Here is a 22,073-nt window from a genome sequence, read left to right as displayed (position 1 = left end):
TAGGACCGACATGCCCTGGCTCTTACCTGGCCCCGTCCATACCCTGCAAGCGGGCGCTCACACGTTGACGGTTGCGCCAGCCGCCGGTGGCCGCATGGCGGCGCTATGTACCACGCGAGCCGATGGCCATGTCATCGACTGGCTTGCGCCGATGTCATGGCAGGTGCTGGAACAAGGCTTCGACGCGTTCCAGTGGCCCAAGGCGGGAAGCTATCCGCTGCTGCCGTTTTCCAACCGTATCCGCGAGGGCCGTTTCCGCTGGCAGGGGCGTGACGTCGAATTGCCCAGCCATCCGGGGCAAGCGCACGCGATGCACGGCTTCGGGCACGCGCGGGCCTGGACGGTTGTGGAGCAGGGCGGTGGTCGTCTTGTCATCGCGCTCGCGCATGCGCCGTCTGGCGGAGATTGGCCGTGGGCCGTCTCGGCACGACAGACCTTTGGCCTGACCGAGACGGGCCTCGATGCCGAGCTGACCGTTCGCAACGATGGCGATAGCGCCATGCCGGTGGGCGGCGGATTTCACCCGTTCTTCGCGCGCACGCCAGGTATGCGCATCCAGTTCGATGCCGCGCACATGTGGCCCGCCGATGCAGGTGGCGTGGCCACGGCTCGCACGGTTGTTGGTGACCGGGAGCGCTTTCTGCGTGAGCGCAATCTGCCCGAGTCAGATTTCAGCGTGTACTACAGCGGCTGGAAGCGCGTGGCGACGTTGAAGCGTCCGGATGGCGCGATGCTGACGCTGCGCGCGGTGGAAGGGCTGGACCACCTGGTGCTGCACGCGCCAGCCGGCTGTGATTTCGTGTGCCTGGAACCGGTGTCCCATGTGGCGGATGCGGTGAACCTGGCCGCGCGCGGCTGGGAAGGGACCGGACTTCGCAGTCTGGCGCCCGGCGAGACGGCGACATGGCGCATGCAGTGGCAGATTGCCGTCTGACGGCAGGCTGAAAAACAAACAGGGCGCCGGAGCGCCCTGTTCTGATGGAAGATGGAAGGCCGCCCGAGGCGTCAGCCCTTCGCAGCTTCCTCGCGGTGGTAGCGCGTCACGCGATCCACCTCGTTCTTCGAGCCGAGGATCACCGATACGCGCTGATGCAGCTTGGTCGGGGTCACGTCCAGAATGCGCTCGTGGCCGTTGGTGGCCGCGCCGCCTGCCTGCTCGACCAGGAAGGCCATCGGATTGGCTTCGTACATCAGACGCAGCTTGCCTGGCTTCTCCGGCTCGCGCTTATCCCACGGATACATGAAGACGCCGCCGCGCGTCAGGATACGGTGCACGTCTGCCACCATCGACGCGATCCAGCGCATGTTGAAGTTCTTGCCGCGCGGGCCATCTTCGCCGGCCAGGCATTCGTCGATGTACTGGCGCACCGGAGGTGCCCAGTGACGCATGTTGGACATGTTGATCGCGAATTCCTTGGTGTCTTCCGGGATCTTCACGTCCGATTGCGTCAGCACGAAGCTGCCTGCCTCGCGGTCCAGCGTGAACATGTGCACGCCGTTGCCGACGGTCAGCACCAGAGTGGTCTGCGGGCCGTACACCGCGTAGCCGGCGGCCACCTGATGCGTGCCGGGCTGCATGAAGTCGTTCTCGGTGACGGTCTCGCCCGGCTTGTGCATGTGCAGAACCGAGAAAATGGTACCGATCGACACGTTCACGTCGATGTTCGACGAGCCATCGAGCGGATCGAACAGCAGCAGGTATTCGCCCTTCGGATACCGGTTCGGGATCTCATAGAACGAGTCCATCTCCTCGGATGCCATCGCCGCCAGGTGGCCGCCCCATTCGTTGGCGTCCAGCAGCACCTCGTTGGCGATCACGTCGAGCTTTTGCTGCGTTTCGCCCTGGACATTGCCGGTGCCGGCCGATCCCAGCACGCCCGCGAGGGCGCCCTTGCTGACGGCGTTGGAAATGGCCTTGCAGGCGCGCGCAACCACTTCGATCAGCAGCCGGAGTTCCGGCTGGATCGTGTTGTGCTTGCGCTGCTCCTCGACCAGATAGCGGGTGAGGCTGATGCGTGTCATGGTGGGTTCTCCTTGGATGGCCGCCATTCTACAGGCCCGGCGCTGCGGGCAGGCCGATTTCGGCCGCCGCGCGCCTTGGATGACACATCCGGCCGAAGATCAGCTGGCCAGTGCCTTGCCGACGATCTCACGCACATCGCGCGACAGCGTCGATGCCGCGGCCACGCGCTCCAGCGCGGCGCGCATGCGGTCGCGCAGCGGGATCTCATATTTCTGCCAGCGATCCATGACACGGGCAAGCCGCGCCGCCACCTGCGGGTTGATCGCATCCAGGGCCAGCACCTGGTCGGCCCAGAATTCATAGCCGGAGCCGTCCTCGGCGTGGAACTGGGCCGGGTTGCCGGAGCAGAAGCTGAAAATCAGCGAGCGCGCCCGGTTCGGGTTGCGCAGGTTGAAGGCCGGATGCTCCATCAGCGCGCGTACGGTGTCGATGGTGCGCTTGCCGGCGTGCGGCCCCACTTCGCCACGCTGCATGCCTTGCAGCGAGAACCATTTGTCGATGACCAGCGCGTCGTCTTCGAAGCGTTCGTAGAAATCGGTCAGCGCATGCTCACGGCCCGGTGCGAAGCTGTTGACCAGGGCCGACAGCGCGGCAAAACGGTCGGTCATGTTGTCGCTCTGCTGGTAGTGCTGGTCGGCAAGCGCCTGCATGTCGGCATCGCCGCTGTCGGCCAGGTAACTCAGCGCCAGGTTGCGCAGTGCGCGCTTGGCCATCGAGTCGGCATCCGGGCTGTATTCGCCCGGCGTGGCGTTGGCCTGGTAGGCGGCCAGCCATTCGGCCTTGAGCGCCTGTGCTAGGCCCTCGCGCATGAACAGGCGGGCATGGTGGATCGCGGCCGGGTCGGCCACGCCCATGCGCTCGGCCAGGTATGCCTCGGCGGGCAGCATCAGCGCCTGCTCGCGGAACGCGGGATTCAGCGAGCCATCGGTCAGCACGGTGCGGAAGGCCGAGACCAGTGCGGGATCGAGCTTGAGTTCGCGGCGCGCCTGCACATCGGCCACCAGTTGCAGCAGCGCGCGCGTGGCCAGTCGCTGGCCAGCTTCCCAGCGATTGAAGGCGTCGCTGTCGTGGGCCAGCAGGAAGGTCAGCTCGACGTCGCTGTATTCGTAGTCGACGATCACCGGCGCCGAGAAATTGCGCAGCAGCGACGGCAGCGGCGCCTTGTCGCCCGTCGGCAGCCCGACGAAGCGGAAGGTCTGTTCCGCCTTTGTGAAATCGAGCACGCGCGTGGTGCCGGCCGCTTGCGGCTCACCATCGATCTGGAGCGGCAGGTCGTTGCCCTTGGCGTCGATCAGGCCGACTGCGAAAGGAATGTGGAACGGCTGCTTTTCCGGTGCGCCGGCGCGGGTTTCGATACCCACCTTCGGGCAGCGCTGCGTCAGCGTCAGCGTCAGCACGCCGGCCTTGCCATCCCACTGAGTCTTGGCGGTCACCACGGGCGTGCCGGCCTGGCTGTACCAGAGGCCGAACTGCGCGAGGTCGCGCCCGTTGGCATCGGCCATCGCGGCGCGGAAATCGTCGCACGTCACGGCCTGGCCGTCGTGGCGCTTGAAATACAGGTCCATGCCGCGGCGGAAGCCGTCGCGGCCCAGCAGGGTCTGATACATGCGCACGACTTCGGCGCCTTTCTCGTAGACCGTGACCGTGTAGAAGTTGTTGATTTCCTCGTAGCTGTCGGGACGCACGGGGTGGGCCATCGGGCCCGCGTCTTCAGGAAACTGCACCTGACGCAGCACGCGAACATCCTCGATGCGCTTGACCGCGCGGCCCGATTCCGAACCCATCATGTCGGCCGAGAATTCCTGATCGCGGAACACGGTCAGGCCTTCCTTGAGCGACAACTGGAACCAGTCGCGGCACGTGACGCGGTTGCCGGTCCAGTTGTGGAAGTACTCGTGCGCTACCACCGATTCGATGTTGGCAAAGTCCACGTCGGTTGCGGTCTGCGCATTGGCCAGCACGTACTTCGTATTGAAGATGTTCAGGCCCTTGTTTTCCATCGCCCCCATGTTGAAGTCGCCGACCGCGACGATCATGAATCGATCAAGGTCCAGCTCCAGGCCGAAGCGCTGTTCGTCCCAGCGGATTGAGTGGACCAGCGAGTTCATGGCGTGGCGCGTCTTTTCCAGGTCCTGCGGTTCCACCCAGACCTGCAGCAGCTTTTCCTTGCCCGACGCGGAGACGATCTTCTCTTCGATGCGTTCGAGCTTGCCCGCCACCAGCGCGAACAGGTATGACGGCTTGCGGAACGGGTCTTCCCAGACCGCTTCGTGGCGCCCGTCCGGCAGGTCGCGCTGCGAGAGCAGGTTGCCGTTGGACAACAGCACCGGATAAGCGGTGCGGTCAGCGCGCAGCGTGACGCGGTAGGTCGTCATGACATCCGGACGATCCAGGAAATACGTGATGCGACGGAATCCCTCGGCCTCGCATTGCGTGAAGAAGTTGCCGTTGGAAACGTAGAGGCCCGACAGCGTGGTATTGGCCGCCGGATTGTTGGCGACGGCAATTTCCAGCGTGCCCTGCGCGGGCAGGCCGGTCAGCGTCAGGGTGTCGGCATCGGTGCTGAAGGCGGTGAAGGGCTGGCCGTCCAGTTTGATGCCAAGCAGTTCCAGCGCTTCGCCACACAGCACCAGCGGTGCGTCGGCGCCGCCGGTCCGCTGCAGCTTCAGCGTGCTGGTGACGATGGTGCGCTGCGGATCGAGGTCGAGCACGAGGTCGACGTGGTCGATGGCAAACGCGGGCGGAGTATAGTCCTTGCGATAGACGGTAACGGGCGTGTCGGTACGCAGCATGGGGAGATCCTGTCTTCGGGTGACCGGGGGCGGCGGGCCCCGAGGGATGAAGACGGGGACCCTGAAGCCCCCATTGTAGCCAAGGGGCTTCAGCCCTGCGCCGGGCCGGCATCGGCCTGGGAATTCGGCTCGTCCGATCCTGTCTGAGGAAACGTGATCGAATCAATAACAAGAGGTGTCGCGATGTGGCAGTCCGCAGTGAAGACGGGAAGGCGGGGCGGAATGTGGGTGCTGGTGGCGCTGGGCGCGCTGTGGCTGACAGGGTGCGCCAGCACAGTGACCACCGAAGTGACGGCCTTCCGGGACGCGGGCTGGAACAACGAGCCGCCCAGTACCTATGCATTCGAGCACGCGCCGCAGCAGGAAGCGCAACTCGATCGGCAGACCTATGAGGCGTGGCTGGCGCAGACGCTGAGCGGCGTCGGCTTCGAACAGGTACCGGTAAAGCAGGCGCGCTATCTGGTGACGATGGATTATGACGCGGCGCCGGGCTTCGTCCGCGTGGCCGAGACCGTGTACCCCGATCCCTGGTACGGCCCGTGGGGTCCCTACTGGGGTCCGTATGGCTATTACCGTCCGTGGGGGCCGTACGGTTGGGGGCCGGGCTACTGGCCGCCGCAGACCGTGGTGCGCGATGTGCCGGTGACGTTCTCGAACCTGCGCGTGTTCTTCAAGGACGCGGCCAGCGGCAAGCGCGTGTATCAGGTGACGGCCCGCAATACGACCGAAGGCGGCAGCCTTACCGCGGTCATGCCTTACATGATCCGCAGCGCATTTACCGGTTTTCCGGGAGAAAGCGGCCGGCCGCGCCGCGTGACGCTGGAGGTCGAGAAGGAAAGCAAGTAGGGCGCAGTGCAGCATTTTTCCCGCATGCAATCGTCGACATTCGTCCACCAGTTTGGTCCACCGGTGAGACCAGGTGCGGGCTACCGCGCGGTAGCAGCGGTTTTTGATGTCGACGCGGAAAAAACGCGGCAAAAACACGGTTTGGACTACTGCAAAGGGTCTCCAGCACGGAATGGCTGGGCTAGAATGGCTGCTCGATTTTTTTCGCCTTCTCTTTCCGGACAAGCAGAATGAGCAGCAAGACCAGTGGTGATGCACCGCAACATGCCCCGAATAGCCCCGAAGCGCAATTGCGCCTGGCCGCGCTGGAATACCATCGCAGCCCGACCAAGGGCAAGATCCAGGTAACGGCAACCAAGGCGCTGTCCAACCAGCGCGATTTGTCGCTGGCCTATTCGCCGGGCGTGGCCTACGCCTGCGAGGAGATCCACAAGGATCCCGCAATGGCCGCCGAGTACACCTCGCGCGCCAACCTCGTCGCCGTGATCACCAACGGTACTGCCGTGCTGGGCCTGGGCGACATTGGTCCGCTGGCCGGCAAGCCCGTGATGGAAGGCAAGGGCTGCCTGTTCAAGAAATTCGCCGGCATCGACGTGTTCGACATCGAACTCGATGCACGCGATCCGGACAAGATCGTCGAGATCGTGGCCGCGCTGGAGCCGACGCTCGGCGGCGTGAACCTGGAAGACATCAAGGCGCCCGAGTGCTTCTACATCGAGAAGAAGCTGCGCGAGCGCATGAACATTCCGGTCTTCCACGATGACCAGCACGGTACGGCCATCATCTCGGCCGCCGCACTGCTGAATGGCCTGAAGGTCGTTGGCAAGGAAATCGGCAAGGTCAAGCTGGCCGTGTCGGGCGCGGGCGCTGCCGCCATCGCGTGTCTGGACACGATGGTGAGCCTGGGCGTGAAGCGCGAGAACGTTTTCGTTGTCGATTCGAAGGGCGTGATCTTCCAGGGCCGCGATGCCAACATGGAAGCCAACAAGGCCCGCTACGCGCAAGACACGTCGGACCGCACGCTGGCCGACATCGTCAAGGGCGCCGATGTGTTCCTGGGCTGCTCCACGGCGGGCGTGCTGACCGGCGACATGGTCAAGACGATGGCCGACAAGCCGATCATCCTGGCACTGGCCAACCCGGAACCGGAAATCCGTCCGGAAGTGGCCAAGGCCGCGCGTCCGGACTGCATCATCGCCACCGGCCGTTCGGACTATCCGAACCAGGTGAACAACGTGCTGTGCTTCCCGTACATCTTCCGCGGCGCGCTCGATTGCGGCGCCACGAAGATCACGGAAGAAATGAAGCTGGCCTGCGTGAAGGCCATCGCCGAGCTGGCTGAAGCCGAGCTGAACGATGCCGTCGCCGCCGCCTACGGTGGCCGTGAGCTGAAGTTCGGCCCCGACTACATCATCCCGACCCCGTTCGACCAGCGACTGATCGAGAAGATCGCGCCGGCCGTGGCCAAGGCCGCGGAAGAGTCGGGCGTGGCCACTCGCCCGATCAAGGACCTGGAAGCCTACCGCCAGCAACTGACGAGCTACGTCTACCACACCGGCCTGATCATGAAGCCGGTGTTCTCGGCCGCCAAGGCCGCGCCGAAGCGCGTGGCTTATGCCGAGGGCGAGGAAGAGCGCGTGCTGCGCGCGGTGCAGGGCGTGGTGGACGAAGGTCTGGCCCGTCCGATCCTGATCGGCCGTCCGCACGTGATCCAGATGCGCATCGAGAAGGCTGGCCTGCGCCTGCGTCCTGGTGTCGACTTCGAACTGATCAATCCGGAAGACGATCCGCGCTACCGTGCGTATCACGAGGAATACCACGCGCTGCGTGGCCGCGATGGCGTGACGCCGGACATGGCCAAGGTGGCGCTGCGCCGTTCGAACACGCTGATCGGCACGATGCTGATGCACATGGGCGACGCCGATGCGCTGCTGTGCGGCACCGTGGGCCGCTTCGAGGCTCACCTGGAACACGTGCGCGACGTGATCGGCCTGGCGCCGGACGCCAAGGTGTTTGCCGCGATGAACGCGCTGATGCTGGAAAAGCACACGCTGTTCATCACCGACACGTTCGTGAACGATGACCCGAGCGCCGAGGAACTGGCTGCCATCACGCAACTGGCCGCGAAGGAAATCGGCCGCTTCGGTCTGCATCCGAAGGTGGCCATGATGTCGCACTCGATGTTCGGCTCGTCCACCCGTCCGTCGGCACGCAAGATGCGCGAGGCCGCGGCGATCCTGGCCCGCGTGGCGCCGGAACTGGAAGTGGAAGGCGAAATGCAGGGCGACGCCGCGCTGGATGAAGACGTGCGCCGTCACTTCCTGCCGACCACCAAGCTGGCCGGTAGCGCGAACCTGCTGGTGATGCCGACGCTGGACGCCGCCAACATCGCGTTCAACCTGCTCAAGATGACGGGCGGACAGGGCGTGACCGTTGGCCCGATCCTGCTGGGCGCGGCCAAGCCGGTGCACATCCTGAACCCGCAAGCCACCACCCGCCGCATCGTCAACATGACGGCCGTGGCCGTGGCCGAGGCAGGCGCGATCCGCTAAGTGCAGGTTTGCAGATCTGCGACTTTTGCAGATCTGATCGTCGCAAAAAGAAACCGGGCCGCGAGGGCATTCCTCGCGGCCCGGTTTTTTTGTCGGTGCGCTGGCACGTCTGCCGGGGTGTCAGCGCGTCGGCGAGTCAGTACGCACGAGTCGTGCGCAATGCTTGCATCACTGCAGCACGTTGTACTGCTCCCGCATCACCACGATAATCGAACGGGCCGCGGCCATCTGCTGTGCCAGATCGTCAAAGCTGTCCTGGCGAAAATCGACCTCAGCGCTCCAGTTGCAACCTGTGTGGTCCGGCTGATGCACACGCATCGCATGCAACTCAACCTCACCGCATTCCGGGTTGTTATCCAGGCACTGGCTCAGGATAGCCATCAGTTCCGATCGGGATTTCACATAGCGCCGCATGCGTCACCTCACTCGTCCTGGTTTACGTGGTCCGGCACATAGTCCGGAAGATCAATCTAGGTAGAAGAGGGGGCAGTCGCCAATTGAATCGGGCTATGAAGCAATGGCTTCCGATCCTGTTGCAGTCGCGCAAGAACGCGTTGCGGTGCAGCATTGTGGCGTATCGGGGTAGGTTGCGCGCAATAAAAAGCCTGCCGCGTGGGCAGGCTTTTGTGACAGCGGGTCAGATGACCGACGATCAGAACTTGTGGCGGACGCCTACGCCGAAGCTGTCGCCGTGCTCGATGCCGGTGACCTTGTCGTAGTAGTACGCGGCGTACACGTCGGTGCGCTTCGACAGGTTGTAGTCGTAGGCCAGCGCAAACGTGTTGCGCTTGATGCTGGACACTTCGTTCAGCACGCGGCCGTATGCGTACGACGCCAGCACGTTGCCCGCGCCCACCGGCACCGACACGCCGGCCTGGCCGTCGATGTGCTTGATGTCGCCGAACGGGTTCGTGTTGACGTTGGTCTTGATGTACTGGCCTTGCACGAAGGCTTTCAGGATCTTGAAGTCGTACGACAGGCCAGCCTGAACCGCGGTCTGCTTGTCGAAGCCGGTCAGGTTGGGGTTGGACGTCTGGTTGGTCAGGTCGAACGGCGTGTTGTCGAACTTGACCTGCTGGAACGCCACCGTGGCAGCGAAGTCGCCCGAGAAGTAGGTCAGGTTGCCGCCCCACTTGTTCTTGCCACTGTTGCCCGCCGACTCACCGAACGAGTAAATCACGTTAGCGGTCAGGCCGCCGAAGTTCGGCGTCGAATAGACCAGCGAGTTGTTCCAGCCGGAATCGCCGATGATGCCCGGGTCGTAAACCCGGCCGCTGCTGGCCGGGAGGTACGTGTGGAAGATCATCGGGCTGAAGACGTACGAGTCAACCAGCGGGTTGAACAGGATCGTCGACACAAAATACGGCGTGGTGTTGCGGCCGAGCTTCAGCGTGCCGTAGCGTTGGTTCTCCAGACCGACATACGCATTGCGGCTGAACATCGAATCGCCGTTGAAGCGGCCCGAGCTGCCCGAGTCGGTGCGGAAGAAGCCGTTCAGGTCGAAGATGGCCTTGGTACCCATGCCCAGGTCCTCGGTACCCTTGATACCCCAGTACGAGGTTTGCATGCCACCCGAGTTTGCGACGTAGGCACGGTCGCTACTACCAGGATTCTTGATGCCACCGACGAACATATCAGCCTGACCGTACAGCGTGACGCTGGACTGGGCGAAGGCTGCGCCGGAAAAAAGAGTGGCCGCGATTGCCGCCAGCTTGAGAGCCGGCTTGTACTGCTTTGTCATGTAAGACCTCCGTGGTTGTGAAGCTGCTCAGAACGTTTTCTTTGTGTGCCGGGACCTTGAAAGGTCTTCTTCTGCTTTGTCCCTCGGCCGCGCACGGAAGCCTTTCCGTGAAGTGGGGACCGGCGCGGCCGGGTACTATTTTTGACAGCGATGTTGCTTCGCTGAACGTTCCTGAATTTCTCTCTCTTTACTGCTGTGGATTTTTTTTCAGGCGGATACTAAGTCGTTCAAGCGGAATTGCGCAATGCGATGGATCTGGTTGATGCAAGTTTGCAACTCGACGGCCGGCTCGTTTTCGACGCGCCTTGCAAACGCGTCGATGATTCCGTGCCGGTCATAGCCGCGTACAGCCAGGATGAACGGGAAGCCGAACTTGCGGTTGTAGGCCGCATTCAGATTCTGCAGACGCTGGAATTCTTCCGGCGTGCACTGGTCCAGGCCAGCGCCAGCCTGTTCGCGCGTCGATTCCTCGGTCAGCTCGCCACGTACCGCCGCCTTGCCCGCAAGCTCCGGGTGGGCGCGTACGAGCGTGAGCTGCGCTTCCTGTCCCGATGCGTCCACCGCGCCGCGCAGCGCCGTGGCCAGGTCCGCGGTGTTGGCAAACGGGCGTTTCTTCGCGGCGGCTTCCGCAAACCAGGGCGAGTGTTCGTAGATGCCGCCGAGCACCTTGATGAATTCGGCCTCGGGCATCGCGTTGAGTTGGGCGATCGTATAGGTGTTCTGGCTCATGCCTGGCTCCGGTGCGGGTGGGTTTCGATCCAATGGCGCGCGATATCGACGCGCCGGCAGATCCATACCTTGTCGTGCGACTGCACGTAGTCCAGGAATCGCTGCAGCGCACGGAAACGTCCCGGGCGGCCCAGCAGGCGGCAGTGCATGCCGATCGACAGCATCTTCGGCTGGTCGAGGCCGCTCGGATCGCCCTCGGCGTAGAGCACGTCGAAGGCATCCTTCAGATACTGGAAGAACTGCTCCCCCGTGTTGAAGCCCTGCGGCGTGGCAAAGCGCATGTCGTTGGAGTCGAGCGTGTAGGGCACCACCAGGTGCGGCTTCTTTTCGCCGCCAGTGATTTCCACTTCGGTCCAGAAGGGCAGGTCGTCGCCGTAGTAGTCCGAGTCGTACAGCAGCCCGCCGTGTTCCACCACGAGCTTGCGCGTGTTGGGACTATCGCGGCCCGTGTACCAGCCCAGCGGCATTTCGCCGGTCAGGTCCTTGATGATCTGCATGCCGATGCGCATATGCTCGCGCTCGGTAGCCTCGTCGATGCTCTGGTAGTGAATCCAGCGCCAGCCGTGGCACGCGATTTCATGGCCCAGTTCGACGAAGGCGCGCGTCAGTTCCGGATGGCGCTGCAGCGCCATCGATACGCCAAAGATCGTGAGCGGCAGCTTGCGCTGTTCGAACTCGCGCAGAATGCGCCAGACGCCGGCGCGCGAGCCGTACTCATAGATGCCTTCCATACTCATGTGCCGCGCGGGGTAAGCCGCGGCACCGACGATCTCGGACAGGAACTGCTCGGATGCGGCGTCGCCGTGCAGCACGGAGTTCTCGCCGCCCTCTTCGTAATTGAGCACGAACTGCAGCGCCACGCGCGCGCCGCCCGGCCAGCGGGCGTGCGGCGGTTGGGCGCCATAGCCAATGAGATCGCGTGGATAGTTATCGTGTGTCATCGCGTTGTGTCTGCTTCAGGAGAGAAATTCAAACTGCTGCCCGCAAGGGCCGGGTCCTGTAGCGCACTCCCTTACGCAAAGCGCGTGCCAGAGTGGCTCTTGCGGGCTTGACAACCGGGCGCGATGCTGATGCAGGATTGTCCGCGTCCGATTGTCGATTTCGATTGTTGTACGTCAATGGTTGGGTGGCATTACTCCGTGCCGTGGGTGTTGGCGGCAGCGTTGCGCATTGCCTCTTCGGCCGACTGGATGCCGTTGAAGAACAGGTTCAACGTGACGGCCACGATCGTGCCAAGAACGATGCCGCTATGCGTGAACGGGTCGGTCCACTTCGGCAGGTACTGGAACAGCGTGGGCGACAGCGTCGGGATCATGCCGAAGCCGATCGAGATCGCCACGATGAACAGGTTGTGGCGATTGCGGGTGAAGTCGCAGCTGCCCAGGATGCGGATGCCAGTGGCCGCCACCATGCCGAACATCACGATGCCGGCGCCGCCCAGTACGAATTGCGGTACAGATGCCACAACGTGTGCCATCTTCGGGAACAGGCCGAACGCGATCAGGATCAGGCCGCCGGCCGCTGCCACGTAGCGCGAGCGAACGCCCGTCACCGTGACGAGGCCCACGTTCTGCGAGAACGACGTGTACGGAAACGTGTTGAACACACCGCCGATCACGGTGCCAAGGCCATCGGCGCGCAGGCCGGCCGTCAGGTCCTTGGTGCTCAGCTTGCGGCCCGTGATGTCGGACAGGGCCAGGAACATTCCGGTCGATTCCACGAGCGTGATCAGCATGACGATGCACATCGACAGGATGGCGGTCAGCTGGAACGTCGGCATGCCAAAGTGCAGAGGCGTGATGATTGCCACGTAGCTGGCGTCATGGAGTCCGTCGAACGAGACCTTGCCGAATGCCATTGCGACGAACGTACCGATGATGATGCCAAGCAGCACCGCGCAGTTGGCCACCAGGCCACGGCCGTATCGGGTCAGCGCGAGGATCACCAGCAGCGTCAGGCCCGCGATGGCCAGGCTGCTCAGGTCGCCATAGGCGAGATTGGGCACGTCCTTGACCACGCCGTCGATCACGGCGCGCGTGGTGGGTTGGCCGCCGCCGGCCCAGTTGATGCCTACGCGCATCAGCGAAACGCCGATCAGCGTGATCACCGTGCCGGTGACGACCGGTGGGAAGAGTCCGAGCATGCGTCCCATCATCGGCGCAATCAGTATCCCGAACACCCCGGACGCGATCACCGCGCCATAGATGCCGAGCAGACCCACGTTGGGATCATTGCCAATGGCGATCATCGGCGCCACCGACGCAAACGTGACGCCCATCATCACGGGCATGCGGATGCCGAACTTCCAGAAACCGATGGCCTGGATCAGCGTGGCCAGGCCGGCCGCGAACAGGTCGGCATTGATCAGAAAGGCCAACTGATCCTTGGGGAGCTTGAGCGCGCCGCCGACGATGAGAGGTACGGCGACAGTGCCGGCATACATCACCAGCACGTGCTGCAGGCCCAGCGCCAGCAACCGCCCGGAGGGCAGCCGCTCGTTTGTCAGATCCGTGGGGACCGTGGTGCTTGCGGAATTCATGGGTGTGTCTCCTCTCCTTTTGGTTTCGATGGGAACGCGCGCCGGGTTCCGCCCTTGACCGCTTTGTCGACGCCTCTTGTGACGGGCGATTGTTGGCGGTTCTTTGTCCGGTTTTCGCCGCGCCTCTGACGGGCCTGATATGCGACGAAAAACCGGTGGGCCTGCATCGGCAACAGGGAATCACTGTTGCCCGGCGGCGGGAACATCGTGCTAGGTGGAGCGGCCCAGCACGCTGCGAAGATCGAAGTTGCCGGGCTCATCCGGCTGCACGCGGTCCGCGCAGGCGCCAAGGTGGTGCGCCATGCGCGACTGGGCCAGGGCGGCATCGCCCTGTTCCAGTGCGTCGAGAATGTCGTCGTGCTCGTCGAACGAGCACGCGTTGTGGCCGGGTGCTTCCACGCTGGCGATCATCAGCGTGGTACGCGACACCAGCCGGCGCATCATCGTCACCAGCAGCTCGTTGCCGGAAAGATCGGCCAGCGCGGTGTGGAATTCGGCGGACAGGCGGATCCAGGTCGGGCGCTCGTGCGTCAGAAACGCCTGGCGTTCGTCGGCCACCATCTTGCGCAGCGGGGCGATCACCGTGCGCACGTTCGGCATGGCGGCCAGTTTTTCCAGCACGGCGCGTTCCAGCATCTGGCGCAGTTCAAACATGTCGTGCGCCTCGTCGGTGGACGGGCTCGCGATGAACGCGCCGCGATTCGGTTCCAGGTCGACCATGCCGTCGGCGGCCAGGCGGGACAGCACCTTGCGCACGGTGTGGCGCGCGGTGGCATAGATCTCGCAAAGCGAATGCTCGGTCAGCTTGGTACGCGGAGGCAGCCGGTGCTCCATGATCGCGTCGTAGATCTCGTGATACATGCGCTCTTCCACCGACCCCTTGCGGGCGGGCTTGTTATCGGTGGACGCGGGCAGCGCGTCGGCGGCGGCAATCAGCTTGAGATTCTTGGACATCCTGGGCACTCGCAAAAGCGGGGGAGGCGATGGTCAGCGATCGTAGCGACCCATTCACGTACCAACATCAAGGGTCTTGATATCGATCATTCGGGTTCGCGGATCTAAAAATTGTTGACAATTATTTGGATATGCAAGCACTATTGTCAACAAAACCGACCAAGGTTTTCGACAACTACGGGTATTTACGGAGTTGTCTTACGGATAGGGCAGGCGCATTGTCGCCTCGCACCAATCCAGCGCCGGGATGCGTTGAAACACGTACCGAGCGGGCACCATTCCCACATATGGTGCTAGTGAAGGCAGCGGCGCCCCTCACAACCCACATTCCAAAGGAAGAACAGGATGGGACGCTTGACCACTCACGTTCTCGACACTGCCGCCGGTACACCCGGTGCCGGCATGTCGGTTACCCTGCATAAAATTGTCGACAATCGTCGCGAGACTCTGAAGTCGATCAAGACCAACCATGACGGCCGTGCCGACCAGCCTCTGCTGGAAGGTGCCGACCTGCTGCCTGGCGTCTACGAGCTCGATTTCGGTGCGGGCGACTACTTCCGGGCCGCGGGCGTGAAACTGCCCGAGCCGGCTTTCCTTGATGTGGTGACGCTGCGTTTCGGCATTGCCGACACGAACGCGCACTACCACGTGCCCCTGCTGGTGTCGCCGTGGTCGTACTCGACCTACCGCGGCAGCTGAGACAAGGCGGACGGGAACAAGGAGACAAGTCATGGAAGGCTACATTCTCGACTGGGCCAATCTGCTCTTGCGTTGGCTGCACGTCATCACGGCGATCGCCTGGATCGGTTCGTCGTTCTACTTCGTCTGGCTCGACAACAGCCTGACGCGCCCGACCGACACTGGTCTGAAGGACAAGGGCGTCGATGGTGAGTTGTGGGCCGTGCACGGGGGCGGTTTCTACAACCCGCAGAAGTACCTGACCGCACCGAAGTCGCTGCCCGAGAACCTGCACTGGTTCTACTGGGAGTCGTACTCCACGTGGATGAGCGGCTTCGCGCTGCTGGTGGTGCTGTACCTGTTCAACGCCAGCACGTTCCTGATCGACAAGAACGTCTTCGACATGTCGCCCGGCGCGGCCGTGGGCTTTGCCGTGTCGTACCTGATCGTGGGCTGGGTCGTGTATGACGCCATCTGCCGCATCTTCGGCAAGAGCGACAAGACGGTGGGCATGCTGGTGGCGATCTATGTGGCCGTGGCCGCTTACGTGGCCTGCCATATCTTCTCGGGCCGCGCGGCATTCCTGCTGACCGGCGCGATGATTGCCACGATCATGAGCGCGAATGTGCTGTTCTGGATCATTCCGGGCCAGCGCAAGGTGGTGGCGGCACTGAAGGCTGGCCAGCCAGTGGACCCGATCCACGGCAAGCGCGGCAAGCAGCGCAGCGTGCACAACACCTACTTCACGCTGCCGGTGCTGTTCGCGATGCTGTCGAACCACTACAGCATGACCTACGCGGCCAAGAACAACTGGCTGGTGCTGATTATGGTCATGCTGGCCGGTGTGCTGATCCGCCAGTTCTTCATCCTGAAGCATAAGGGCAAGATCAACATCGCGTGGCCGGCCGCCGGTGTGGCGTGCCTGGGCCTGGTCGCATTCCTGATTGCGCCACAGCCGCGCCAGCAGGTGGCCAGCAATGGTGATGCCGCCGCCAATGCGGTGAGCTTCGTGAAGGTGCAGGAAATCATGAACTCGCGCTGCGTACAGTGCCATGCGGAGCAGCCGAAGATGATGCCGACGGCCGCCAAGGGCATCAAGCTCGACAGCGTCGATGGCATCAAGTCTCACGCTCAGCTGATCTACCAGCAGGCCGTGCAGCAGAAGGCCATGCCGCTGGGTAACGTCACCCAGATTACGGACGATGAGCGCGCGCTGCTGGGCCAGTGGTTCGAGGGCGGCGCCAAGACTACCAACTGATTTGACCGGGCATCGGTGATCGACGGTCCGGAGGCTGCGCAGTCAGCAGCCGGCTGTTCCGGACCGGCGAGGGTTTGAGCGGGGCTTCGTGCCCCGTTTTTTTATTTTCTTTCCCGATGCGCGCGGCCCGTTCCAGGGATGCGTGCAGCTGTGGTGTCCGTGGTTAGCCGCCGACGTTGAACAGCGCCAACAGACCCAGTACCAGGAAGATGGCGGCCGCGATCTTGTGCACCAGTCCGATCGGCATCTTGTTGGCGAACTTGTCGCCCAGCAGGACGGCCGGGGCATTGGCCAGCATCATGCCGAACGTGGTACCGGCGACGACGGCGATAACTTCGCCGTGGAAACGCGCGGCCAGTGCCACGGTGGCGATCTGCGTCTTGTCGCCCATCTCCGCAAAGAAGAAGGCCACGATCGTCGTGCCCAGGATGCCCAGTGCGCCCTTGACCGGTTTGGCTTCCTCGGCGTCGTCGAGCTTGTCGGGAATCAGCATCCAGCCGGCCATCGCAATGAAGCCGAGGCCGAGAATCCAGCGCAACAGATCGGCGCCCAGCACGCCGGTGATCCAGCCGCCGAGTGCGCCGGCAAAGCCGTGATTCACCAGTGTGGCGATCAGGATGCCCAGGATGATGGGAAGGGGTTTGCGATACCGCGCGGCCAGAACGAGCGACAGCAGCTGCGTCTTGTCGCCCATTTCAGCGAGCGCGACGATACCTGTGGAGACGAGGAACGATTCCATTTTTTTATGGGTGTAACAACCGGGCCGCAAACGCATCTCGCGAGATGCCAATGACGCACACCTTTCCCGGCCCGGCCAGAAAGGTATGGTCATCGGTCTCGCCAGGCGCTGGACACAAGGTCCGGAGCTGCGCACGCCATAACCGCATTGCGGTCAAGTCTGTTGACGTACGCCCCTGTCTTCCGGGTGCCGCATTGCGCGGCGCGGTGAGATCAGGGCGGCTACTCCCCAATGGAAGTCCGCATTGTAGCCAGACCGACGGGTAATGTCCATCGGTCTGGCGCTATTACTATGGTTTTGCGAATGATTCTCAGGCAGGCACGGGGCTGTTTTCGCTGGTCTGGCGACCGCGGAAATCTGTCCAGCACAGCGACTTGAAGTCGTAGAGCTTGCAGTGACGGGCGGTCTGGAAATACCAGCGCCAAGAGAAGTTCTCGATGATGATGCGGCCCGGCAGCGCATGTTCCAGCAGTGCTTGTGCGCGCTTGAGCTGGTACAGCGGAATGCTCATGTCCACGTGGTGCGCCGTGTGCTCCATGATGTGGTGGAGCGCCGCGCCGATTCCCATGCCGAAGCGCAGGTGCACGGTAGTGGAGACGAACGGCTGGGCCTTCGACCACATCGCCTTGGTGTCATACCACGCCACGCTGGTATGCGTGTGGTGGACGTAAAGCACAAAGCCGACCGTGGTATTCCAGACCAGGAACGGCAGCACGAAGCCGGTGCCGATCATCAGCAGCACCGATTGACCGGTGGCGACGGCCAGCCAGGCCAGCGCGCCGATCCACAGCGCGCCGAAGGCGGCGACCAGTGCGCAGTCCCACATGAAGATCGCGCGGCGCGTAGCCATCTGGCGCTTGCTCGGGAAGAACAGCTTGAACCACCAGATCTCGATCAGGTAATACAGGCCCGCGCCAAAGCCATTGCGGTAGATGCGCTCCATCACGCGGCGACGGCGCGGCAGTGCGCGGAATTCCTCCAGCGAGTACGGCGCCCAGACGAAATCGAAACCCTTCAGGTTGGTGTAGCCGTGATGCACGACGTTATGGCCCACTTCCCACAGGCTGTACGGCGTCAGCGATGGCAGGAAGGTCAGCCGGCCCAGCCACTTGTTCAGCCTGCGGTTGGCCGTCAGGCTCTGGTGGCAGGCGTCGTGGCCGATGATGAACAGGCGCGCGATGATCAGGCCGGCCAGCACGCCCAGGCCAACCTTGGCCCACCATGCCGACAGCAGCACCACGCCAGCCAGCACGGCCGCGAACAGCGCGTAGTCGAAGGCGAACAGCATCAGCGCGCGCGGCGTGCTGCGGTCCCCGAGCGGGATCAGCCAGCTGCGGATGGTCTTGCGGTTGGGAAACGGTGCCTCGAAGGCGATGGGTTCCGGCATCGGTACGTTGCCGGAAGGGCGGGTCTGGCGGGTCTGGCCGGGGGCGGCAGCCGTGCCGATGGCTTCGGCATCGGCAGCGGAAAGAGTGTCGGATCGGGCAGTCATCGATTGTCCAGCGAGTCGGAATGCAGTGGCGCCCAGTCTTCGGAGGGCGCACGAATGCGACAGACTAGAAGGGTTTGATGACGATTGTGTTGATTCCAGTCAATACAGGACATCTAAAAGGGGCTTTTCGTGCGCGTGCGCCCGGAAAGCCCCTTCACGACGGGGCCGAACGTGGTCAGGCCGCTGCCGGCGCGGCGGCCGTGGTCTGCTCGCCCATGATGTACACGCTGTCGATGACGCGGTCGTCGCCCAGCATGGCAAACGCGAACAGTTGCTCTTCGAGCGAATCAGAGCGATGGCTGCGCCGGGCGATCAGCGGGGTGGCGTCGGGGTCCAGCACGAGGAAGTCCGCCTCGCAGCCGACCTCGAAGCTGCCGATACGGTCCTGCCAGCCCAGCGCCTCGGCCGCGGCTCGCGTGGCCAGATAGAACATGCGCAGCGCGGTCAGGTGGTAGCCGCCCATGCGTGCCACCTTGTGCGCGGCATTCATCGTACGGAACATCGAGAACGACGTGCCGCCGCCTACGTCGGTGGCCAGCGTCACGTTCAGGCGATTGGCGTCGGACTGGTGGAAGTCATAGAAGCCGCTGCCCAGGAACAGGTTCGACGTGGGGCAGTGCGCCACGGCCGCGCCGCTATCAGCCAGGCGACGGCGGTCCTCGGGGTCGAGATAGATCGCATGGCCGTAAAACGCGCCGGGACGCAGCAGGTTGTATCGGTCGTAGACGTCCAGGTAGCTGCGCGCATCGGGGAACAGCTCGGCGACCCACTTCACCTCGTCGCGGTTTTCGGCCACGTGCGTCTGGATAAAGACGTCCGAATGGGCGCGGGCCAGTTCACCGCAGGCGGCCAGTTGCGCCTCGGTCGACGTCGGCGCAAAGCGCGGCGTAATCGCATAGGCCAGCCGGTCCTTGCCATGCCATTTCGAAATCAGATCGGCCGAATCGCGCGCGCCGGACTCGGCGGTGTCGCGCAGGAATTCGGGGCAGTTGCGATCCATCAGCACCTTGCCGGTGATCATGCGCATGTTGCGCGCCTGGCTGGCCGAAAAAAGCGCGTCGGCCGATGCGGCGTGCACCGTGCTCCAGACCATCGCCGTGGTAGTGCCGTTGCGCAGCAGCTCGTCGGTGAAGAAATCCGCCACGCCGCGTGCGTAGGTGGCATCGCTGAAGCGGCGCTCTTCGGGAAAGGTGTAGGTGTCCAGCCAGTGCAGCAGGCCCGGCGACGGCGACGCGATGATGTCGGTCTGCGGATAGTGGATATGCGTGTCGATAAAGCCGGGCACGATCAGCTTGCCGCGATGGTCCGCCATTTCGGCGCCAGCGGGAATTTCTTGCGCCAGGCTTTCGTAAGATCCGACGGCGGCAATGCGCCCGGCAGTCACGATCATCAGTCCGTCTTCCCAATACTGATAGGCATCCTCATGGAACTGCGGATCGCGCAGGAAATGCAGGATGCGGCCACGGATGGCGCGGGTGACGGCACCGGTGGTGCGCGAAGCGGGGGAAGTCGTCGTCATCATCTTGTCTCGGGGCGGCCGGTGCCCGCCCGCGCCATTCAGGCAGCGGGCGCGGCATCCGGCGTTCTGGGTATGCGCCCGGTCAGGCTGTGGAACTCACATTGACCGTTGCGGGCGGTTGCGAAGGCGTGGCCGACCAGAAGTGATCGACCTCCGCCAGGAATTCGGCCTTCTGCGTGTCGGGCAGGAAGGCCGCTTCAAAACTGTTGCGGGCCAGCTTGTGGGCGTCGGCGGCGTCCAGCGGCAGCGCTTCGAACGTTGCCTCCCAGTTGGCGTTCATATAGCCGCCAAAATAGGCCGGATCGTCCGAGTGCAGCGTCACGGCCACGCCGGCATCGAGCAATTGCTTCAGCGAATGGTCGCGCAGGTCCGGATATACCTTCAGCTTCTGGTTCGACAGCGGGCACACGGTCAGCGCGATGCGTTCGCGCGCCAGCCGTTGCACGAGCGCTTCGTCATCGATCGCGCGCACGCCATGATCGATCCGCTCGACCTTGAGGATGTCCAGCGCGTCCGTCACGTATTGCGCGGGACCTTCCTCGCCAGCGTGCGCCACCAGGTGCAGGCCGAGCGTCTTTGCCTTGGCGAAGACGCGGGCGAACTTCTCCGGCGGATTGCCGCGTTCGGACGAATCCAGGCCGACACCGACAAACCGGTCGCGATAGGGCAGGGCCGCGTCGAGCGTGGCGAATGCGTCGTCCTCGGACAGATGGCGCAGGAAGCAGAGAATCAGGCTGCTCGAAAAATCGTATTCGGTACGTGCCTGCGCCAGTGCATCGGAAATGCCGTCGATGACGATGCCGATCGGCACGCCGCGCTCGGTATGGGTCTGCGGATCGAAGAAGATCTCGGCATGGCGGACGTTGTCGGCAACGGCGCGCTTGATGTAGTCCATCGTCATGTCGAAGAAATCTTCCTCGGTCAGCAGCACACTGGCGCCGGCGTAGTAGATATCCAGGAACGATTGCAGGTCGGTGAACGCGTAGGCGGCGCGCAGCGCCTCCACATCGGCGTAAGCCAGCTTGACGTTGTTGCGCTGGGCCAGCCGGAAGATCAGCTCGGGTTCGAGCGTGCCTTCGATATGCACGTGAAGTTCGGCCTTTGGAGTACGGCGGATCTTGTCCGCCAGCACGGCATCGATGGTCATGGGGCCTCTTTTCTAAGACTGACAGCCGGATCACGGCTGTACTGTTACGGAAGCACCGCCTCCAGCCGGCTGGCACGCAGCGCGGCAATGCGCTGCTCGCGAACCTGCAACAGCTGGGCGACGATGGCAACCGCAATCATAGCCGGTGCCTTGTCAGTGATGCCCGCGACGCCCATCGGACACGTCATTTCCGGGAACCGCGCCGGGTCGATGCCGTGTTCGGCCATCCGGTGTTCAAACTTCGCACGCTTGGTTTTCGATCCGATCAGCCCGAAGTAGGCAAAGTCGGTGCGGCGGAAGATCCGCTCGCAAAGCTGTTGGTCCAGCGCATGGCTATGGGTCATGACGATGAAGTACGACCCCGGCGGCGCGTCATCGACCACAGCCTCGGGCGTGTCCGTGGCCTCGGCTTCGATATTCTCGGGCAACCCGGCCGGGAACAGCGTGTCGCGCTCGTCCACCCAGTGCACGCGGCACGGCAGCGTCGACAGCACCTTCACCAGCGCATGGCCCACATGGCCGGCGCCAAACAGCACCACGTGCATTTCATCCGGCACCAGTGTGTCGGTCCAGGTGTCGTCGGGCTGCAGCGCCGCGGTCGGCAGCATCGCGCGGCTGGATTCGACCGTGATGGCGCCAGCCAGCGGCACCGTGCGTTGCAGCGAACGTCCGCCCTTGAACGCGGTGTCGATGGCGTCGAGCCAGGTCAGGTCCGCTTCGCCCAGTACCTCGAATGCCAGCTTCACCACGCCGCCGCAGCACTGGCCAAGTGCCGGCCCCAGCGGAATGCGCTCGATGCGCCGATGCGGATTGCCGCGCACGTGGCGGTTGGCCAGCATGGCCCGCGCAATGTCCATGCCGCGCCATTCCAGGTGGCCGCCGCCGATCGTGCCGACCAGGTCGTCGGCCGTGACCAGCATGCGGATGCCCGGCTCGCGCGGCGCGGAACCCTTGACGTCGACGATGGTGACCATCGCCACGGGTACGCCGGCGCGCGCCCATCGGGATGCGTCGGCGAAGCGGAACGGTTTGAGCGGGGCGTCCTGCATGATGGTTCTCTCGCT

The 22,073-nt window shown here is 63.6% G+C and carries 18 protein-coding genes and 1 riboswitch; of the genes, 5 read left to right on the top strand and 13 right to left on the bottom strand.

Features of this window, described 5'->3' with window-relative positions:
- Positions 1-10: 10 nt before the first annotated feature.
- On the top strand, positions 11-934 hold the full coding sequence (locus AC3FLX_RS18670; protein WP_488698794.1) for an aldose 1-epimerase: 924 nt from the start codon (positions 11-13) through the stop codon (positions 932-934).
- A gap of 71 nt (positions 935-1,005) precedes the next feature.
- Here AC3FLX_RS18670 and AC3FLX_RS18665 read toward each other — a convergent pair whose 3' ends face one another.
- Positions 1,006-2,022: a class 1 fructose-bisphosphatase gene (locus AC3FLX_RS18665; protein ID WP_488698793.1), complete on the bottom strand. Its 1,017-nt coding sequence runs from the start codon at positions 2,020-2,022 to the stop codon at positions 1,006-1,008.
- 99 nt (positions 2,023-2,121) lie between these two features.
- Positions 2,122-4,815, bottom strand: coding sequence for an aminopeptidase N (gene pepN / locus AC3FLX_RS18660; protein ID WP_488698792.1), 2,694 nt, complete (start codon positions 4,813-4,815; stop codon positions 2,122-2,124).
- Positions 4,816-4,998: 183 nt separating this feature from the next.
- Here pepN and AC3FLX_RS18655 point away from each other — a divergent pair, with 183 nt between their 5' ends.
- Together AC3FLX_RS18655 and AC3FLX_RS18650 are read left to right on the top strand one after the other, a co-directional pair.
- Positions 4,999-5,661, top strand: a complete 663-nt coding sequence (locus AC3FLX_RS18655; protein ID WP_488698791.1) for a DUF4136 domain-containing protein — start codon at positions 4,999-5,001, stop codon at positions 5,659-5,661.
- 230 nt (positions 5,662-5,891) lie between these two features.
- Positions 5,892-8,213 (top strand): NADP-dependent malic enzyme, encoded by a 2,322-nt coding sequence (locus tag AC3FLX_RS18650; protein ID WP_488698790.1) that lies wholly within the window; start codon positions 5,892-5,894, stop codon positions 8,211-8,213.
- Positions 8,214-8,381: 168 nt separating this feature from the next.
- Here the strand turns inward: AC3FLX_RS18650 and AC3FLX_RS18645 are convergent, their stop codons facing one another.
- The 6 genes from AC3FLX_RS18645 to AC3FLX_RS18620 all read right to left on the bottom strand — a co-directional run bounded on the left by AC3FLX_RS18645 (position 8,382) and on the right by AC3FLX_RS18620 (position 14,176).
- Entirely contained in the window at positions 8,382-8,627 is a 246-nt protein-coding gene (locus tag AC3FLX_RS18645) for a hypothetical protein (RefSeq protein ID WP_488698789.1), read from the bottom strand.
- Between the two features lie 238 nt (positions 8,628-8,865).
- Positions 8,866-9,954, bottom strand: a complete 1,089-nt coding sequence (locus AC3FLX_RS18640; RefSeq protein WP_488698788.1) for a porin — start codon at positions 9,952-9,954, stop codon at positions 8,866-8,868.
- A gap of 207 nt (positions 9,955-10,161) precedes the next feature.
- A complete protein-coding gene (uraD, locus tag AC3FLX_RS18635) occupies positions 10,162-10,683 on the bottom strand; it encodes a 2-oxo-4-hydroxy-4-carboxy-5-ureidoimidazoline decarboxylase (protein ID WP_488698787.1) in 522 nt (173 codons plus the stop codon).
- Positions 10,680-11,624 carry an allantoinase PuuE gene (puuE, locus tag AC3FLX_RS18630; RefSeq protein ID WP_488698786.1) on the bottom strand — a complete coding sequence of 315 codons (945 nt, stop codon included), beginning with the start codon at positions 11,622-11,624 and terminating at the stop codon, positions 10,680-10,682. Before puuE ends, uraD begins: the two co-directional genes overlap by 4 nt.
- A 191-nt stretch (positions 11,625-11,815) precedes the next feature.
- Positions 11,816-13,222 carry a nucleobase:cation symporter-2 family protein gene (locus AC3FLX_RS18625; protein ID WP_488698785.1) on the bottom strand — a complete coding sequence of 469 codons (1,407 nt, stop codon included), beginning with the start codon at positions 13,220-13,222 and terminating at the stop codon, positions 11,816-11,818.
- 210 nt (positions 13,223-13,432) lie between these two features.
- Positions 13,433-14,176: a GntR family transcriptional regulator gene (locus AC3FLX_RS18620; RefSeq protein WP_488698784.1), complete on the bottom strand. Its 744-nt coding sequence runs from the start codon at positions 14,174-14,176 to the stop codon at positions 13,433-13,435.
- Positions 14,177-14,521: 345 nt separating this feature from the next.
- On the opposite strand from AC3FLX_RS18620, the gene uraH reads away from it, so the two are divergent.
- Both uraH and AC3FLX_RS18610 read left to right on the top strand, forming a co-directional pair.
- Positions 14,522-14,875: a hydroxyisourate hydrolase gene (gene uraH, locus AC3FLX_RS18615; protein WP_488698783.1), complete on the top strand. Its 354-nt coding sequence runs from the start codon at positions 14,522-14,524 to the stop codon at positions 14,873-14,875.
- 31 nt (positions 14,876-14,906) lie between these two features.
- Positions 14,907-16,112, top strand: a complete 1,206-nt coding sequence (locus AC3FLX_RS18610) for a urate hydroxylase PuuD (RefSeq protein ID WP_488698782.1) — start codon at positions 14,907-14,909, stop codon at positions 16,110-16,112.
- Positions 16,113-16,275: 163 nt separating this feature from the next.
- Here the strand turns inward: AC3FLX_RS18610 and AC3FLX_RS18605 are convergent, their stop codons facing one another.
- From AC3FLX_RS18605 to xdhC, 5 genes are all read right to left on the bottom strand, one after another.
- Positions 16,276-16,851: a TMEM165/GDT1 family protein gene (locus AC3FLX_RS18605; RefSeq protein WP_488698781.1), complete on the bottom strand. Its 576-nt coding sequence runs from the start codon at positions 16,849-16,851 to the stop codon at positions 16,276-16,278.
- Positions 16,852-16,881: 30 nt separating this feature from the next.
- Positions 16,882-17,093, bottom strand: a riboswitch (yybP-ykoY riboswitch).
- Positions 17,094-17,161: 68 nt separating this feature from the next.
- Positions 17,162-18,343, bottom strand: coding sequence for a fatty acid desaturase (locus tag AC3FLX_RS18600; RefSeq protein WP_488698780.1), 1,182 nt, complete (start codon positions 18,341-18,343; stop codon positions 17,162-17,164).
- A 175-nt stretch (positions 18,344-18,518) separates the two neighbouring features.
- Entirely contained in the window at positions 18,519-19,862 is a 1,344-nt protein-coding gene (gene guaD, locus AC3FLX_RS18595) for a guanine deaminase (RefSeq protein ID WP_488698779.1), read from the bottom strand.
- 82 nt (positions 19,863-19,944) lie between these two features.
- On the bottom strand, positions 19,945-21,009 hold the full coding sequence (locus tag AC3FLX_RS18590; protein WP_488698778.1) for an adenosine deaminase: 1,065 nt from the start codon (positions 21,007-21,009) through the stop codon (positions 19,945-19,947).
- Between the two features lie 44 nt (positions 21,010-21,053).
- Positions 21,054-22,058: a xanthine dehydrogenase accessory protein XdhC gene (xdhC, locus tag AC3FLX_RS18585; RefSeq protein WP_488698777.1), complete on the bottom strand. Its 1,005-nt coding sequence runs from the start codon at positions 22,056-22,058 to the stop codon at positions 21,054-21,056.
- Between the last annotated feature and the right edge of the window lie 15 nt (positions 22,059-22,073).

Source organism: Cupriavidus sp. 291-E7, assembly GCF_057798835.1.
Note: the sequence above shows the minus strand (reverse complement) of the source record. Positions and strands in the feature narration are given on the sequence as shown.